This window comes from Flavobacterium sp., assembly GCF_029242675.1.
Lineage (GTDB): Bacteria > Bacteroidota > Bacteroidia > Flavobacteriales > Flavobacteriaceae > Flavobacterium.
In genome coordinates, this window is sequence record NZ_JAQWTM010000253.1 from 1 (window position 1) to 4801 (window position 4801).

Genomic DNA, 4801 nt, shown 5'->3' on the forward strand with positions numbered 1-4801 from the left:
TTTTTAGAATTGAATACAAATAATTTATAAAAAGGTCTTAAATTTACGTTTTTACTTTCCTTTATTTTTGAATGTTCCATCCTAAAGATAATTAAAAGTATGATCACACGTTAGAGAATAGTATCAAACCTTCTTAATCACTAAAATATACCGTTTAAGCTAAATTTTGTAAGCTAAAACGAATATAAAGTTTGATATTTGTATTCAATTCTAAAAATAGGCCAGAATTACAATCGATTATATTTAAAAAAATAATTACCATTTGAAAAAATACTTACAAAAGAGTTTACAAATACTTTCCTGGCTGATAGGTACCCTTGTTGTACTGCTATTCGTCGTACTTATTGCTATTCAACTTCCCGCAGTACAAAATTTTGCCAAAGATAAAATTGTTACTTATGTCCAATCTAAGGTCAAAACCAAGGTCGACATCAAAAAACTGAAAATAGAGTTTCCTCATAAAATCATTTTAGAAGGCGTATTGGTTGAAGACCAGGAGAAAAACACCCTTTTAGCTGGAAAAAAAATAGCCGTAGATATCAGTTTGTTGGACCTAATAAGCAATGAACTTACCATCAGTACTATTGATTTAAATGGTGTCAGCGCCACTGTAAATCGAAATAAAGCAGGTACCTTTAACTTTGATTATCTTATTAAAGCTTTCGCTTCGCCCCAAAAAGACACGACCACCACCAGCCCACCGCTCGTTATTACTTTAGGTAAAATCAATCTTGATACAATCACTATTCGTTATAATGATGCTTTCGCAAAAAGGAACCTGGCTGTACAATTGCAGCATCTTGATACCCGAATAGAAAATTTTGACTTAGAGCAAATGGACTTTGCAGTGCCTAAAATAAAAATAAAAGGGCTTAAATTAGATTATCAGCAAGGTATAGTAGCAAATACTTCTCAACCTTCGGCAGCAACTAACGCACCTAATTTAAAACTACTTTTAGGCGAAATAGACCTTTCTAAAATCAACATTGCTTTTAAAGACGAAAAAAGTCGCTTACAAACAGCGGTCGATTTTAAGAAGTTATTTGTAAAGTTTGATAAAACCGATTTAAGTAACCAATTTATTTTAATCGATGAAATCGCTCTTGCTGATGCGCAAGGGAAACTCGCCTTTGGAAAAATCCAAAAAGTAATTGCTGAAACTACTGCAGCCAATAGCGAACCCAACAACTGGGAAGTAAAGATAAAACAACTGAATGTAGATCGTTTAGGGTTTGATTTTGATGATAACAATGCTCCCAAGGCACCAAAAGGAATCGATTACAACCACCTCAAGCTTTCTCGTTTAAGTACTCAGATAAAAGATATCCATTATAGCAGTATTAGTACTGCGGCAACTGTTGCGTCCTTTAAAGTAAAAGAGCAAACGGGTCTTAACATACAAGCCTTTACAGCCGATGTTTTCTACGGTCGCAAAAACGCCTTCTTTAAGAATTTGTATTTAAAAACACCACAAACGTTACTTAAAAACCAAATTGAAATTGGTTATCCTTCAATAGAGCGCATTTCTAAAAATTTGGGTGATTTGAGTATTAATGCTAATTTGCAAAAAAGCACAATTGGTTTTAAAGACATTTTAGTTTTTGTTCCCACTTTAGCCGATACCAATCCGTTTAAAGACAACCCAAATGCTATCCTAAATATTGACACGAAAGTAGGTGGGAAATTAAAAAATATAGCGATTCCTAAGTTTGAAATTAGTGGCATTGGTAAAACCAAGGTGAGCGCAAGCGGAAGAATAACCGGCTTACCTGACGTAGACAAGGCGCAATTTGACTTGGTTATTAACGATTTTTCATCAACTGCAAAAGACTTGAACTCCTTTGTACCTAAAAACACTATTCCAAATACCATTCAGCTGCCAACTGCTTTTAATCTTAAAGGGAGTTTTAAAGGAAGCATCCAAGATTTTTACACGGACCTTGTTTTAGGTAGTTCGTATGGTGGTGCCAAAATTAAAGGACAGTTCAACCAACAAGTCAAAAACAGAGAAAAGTACAACGCTACGGCTGAGTTGCAAAATTTTGATCTTGGCAAGCTGATTAAAAATCCAGAGGTAGGAAAATTGAGTCTAAAAACTAGCATTAAAGGAACTGGCTTAGATCCAAAAACAGCTAATGCCACGTTAAACGGAACAATTAAGCAATTGTATTACAACAAATACACCTACCAAAACCTCGCTTTAAACGGGAAAATAAACAATGGTTTGTTCCAAGCAACTGCTAACAGTACGGATCCTAATCTCAGTTTTGATTTGGTTGCGAGTGGTGGATTTAAAGACAAATATCCCAAAGGTAAAATTGATTTGAATATTGATATTGCCGATCTTGAAAAATTAAACTTGCACGCCGGGCCTTTAAAAATAAGAGGGAATGTAGTTGCTGATATTCAATCGGCTGACATTGACTACCTCAATGGTACATTTAGTATTTTGAATTTGACTGTGGCTGATGCCAAAGAGCAATTTGTAACCGACTCGATTACCTTAATCGCAACTAATGATGCTGCAAAGAACAGTTTAGTTTTTCAATCTCCATTTTTAAATGCTACCGTAGATGGGAAATACAAACTATCGAAAATAGGGAATGCCATTTCTAATTCAGTTGCATCCTACTATGCGACAGGAGCGCCTTCCAAACAAAAAAACAGTGAAAACCAATCATTACGTTTTGACCTTAAAATTGCCGACAGTCCGCTTCTACTTAAATTGATTCCTGAACTAAAAAGCTTGGAACCAATAGCTATTTCCGGCCGCTACAACAGCATTAATGACTCGATTGTATTAAATGGAGCTGTACCAAAGTTGGTTTACGGAACTAACACTATTACCAATGCAACCGTAAAAGTGGATTCTAAGGACAAGGCACTGCTTTATAATGTAATGATAGACGATATTCAAAATGAGCAATTTCAATTGCCTTTTACCGCTCTTTCGGGTACGGTGCAAAACAACGTTCTTGCTTATGACTTGCTATTAAAAGACGGCAAGGACAAGGACCGCTATACCCTTTCGGGAGTGCTCAAAGCAAGCAATAAGGGAACTGAAATTCAGTTAGATCCTAAAAACTTGCTACTTAATTACGAATCTTGGACTGTGGATCCTAAAAACACGATCCTTTTGGGTGCTAAAGGAATTAACGCGGCTAATTTTGAATTGAGCAAATCCGGTAGTAGTATTAAAATTCAATCGCAAAACAACCAAGAAAACGCCCCATTGGCTATTGATTTCAAAGATTTCAAAATTGAAACAATCAGTAGTATGGTCGAAAAAAGCGACTTGCAATTTAACGGAAACATCAACGGAGATGCTTTGGTTAAAAATTTGAGTACTAGTCCTGTTTTTACCGCACACCTTGATATAACTGAGTTTGCTTTCAAAAAAGATACAGTTGGGGATATTAAAATCCAAATTGACAATGCAACGGCCAACACTTTAAATACCAACATCAACATTACGGGACAAGGAAATCAAGTCGATTTAGAGGGAACGTATAAAATTGATAGTGGTGCCTTAGCGCTCAATTTAGACCTTGCCAAATTAAACCTGAAAAGTATTCAAGGTTTTACTTTTGGGAGCATCAAGGACAGTAAAGGTTTCTTTAACGGAAAATTTACTATTACGGGAAACAGCAGCAGTCCTAAACTGAACGGGGATTTAAAATTGAACGATATCGGTTTTACGGTTACTACTTTAAACGCTGCCTTTCAATCGATGAACGATCCAATTCGTTTCAGTGATGACTTGGTTACATTTAATCGTTTTACAATCAAGGACGAGAAGAACAACGACCTAACAATTAACGGAACCTTGAATACTGGTAATTTATCAAATCCAGGTTTTCAATTAACAGTCGATGCTACTAATTTTCAGGCGTTGAATTCGAAGGAAAAAGACAATAACTTGTTTTACGGCGAGATGTACCTTGACAATAATCTAAGGATTTCGGGAGATTTAAACAGTCCCGTTGTTGAAGGAAATATCAAGGTCAATAAAGACACTAAATTTACCATCGTGATGCCGCAATCGGATCCGTCGATTGCGGATCGCGAAGGTATTGTGGAATTCATCGACCAAGACAATCCCGTACTCGTTACTAAAATTGCTGTCGATGAAAGTTTAAGTCAAACTAGCATTACTGGTATCAATGCTTCGGTAAATATCGAAGTCGACAAAGATGCGTCTCTAAGTATCATTATCGATAAAGCCAATGGGGATTTCCTTGAATTAAAAGGAGAAGCACAGCTGAATGGTGGCATCGATCCATCGGGGAAAACGACGCTTACCGGTCGCTATGAATTGAACCAAGGAGCATATGAAATGAACTTTAATTTCATCAAACGTAAATTTGATATTAAAGAAGGAAGCTACATTCTTTGGACGGGTGAACCAACCGCCGCCGATGTCAATATAACAGCCGTGTACAAAAATCTAGCGGCACCAATCGATTTAGTTAATGACCAACTGGCCAGTACTACTGATGCAGTAAGAAATACCTATAAGCAAAAAATTCCTTTTGAAACCGAATTAAAAATGCAGGGCGATTTGATGAAACCGAATATTAGTTTCGACATCGTTTTGCCAGACGGGAACAACAGTGTTTCGGCTGAAGTGATCAATACCACCCAGTCCAAACTAACGCAACTCCGTCAGCAACCTGATGAATTAAACAAGCAAGTATTTGCTTTGCTTTTACTAAACCGATTCATTGGCGAAAATCCGTTTGCTAGTGAAGCAGGCGGTAGTTCAGTAGCTTCAATTGCGCGAGAAAGTGCGAGTAAAATA

1 protein-coding gene is annotated in these 4801 nt (G+C 36.6%); it reads left to right on the forward strand.

Annotated features, from left to right (window positions below):
• Positions 1-262 precede the first annotated feature (262 nt).
• The coding region (locus tag P8M54_RS09360; RefSeq protein WP_300287551.1) for a translocation/assembly module TamB domain-containing protein at positions 263-4801 on the forward strand (4539 nt) is incomplete at its 3' end.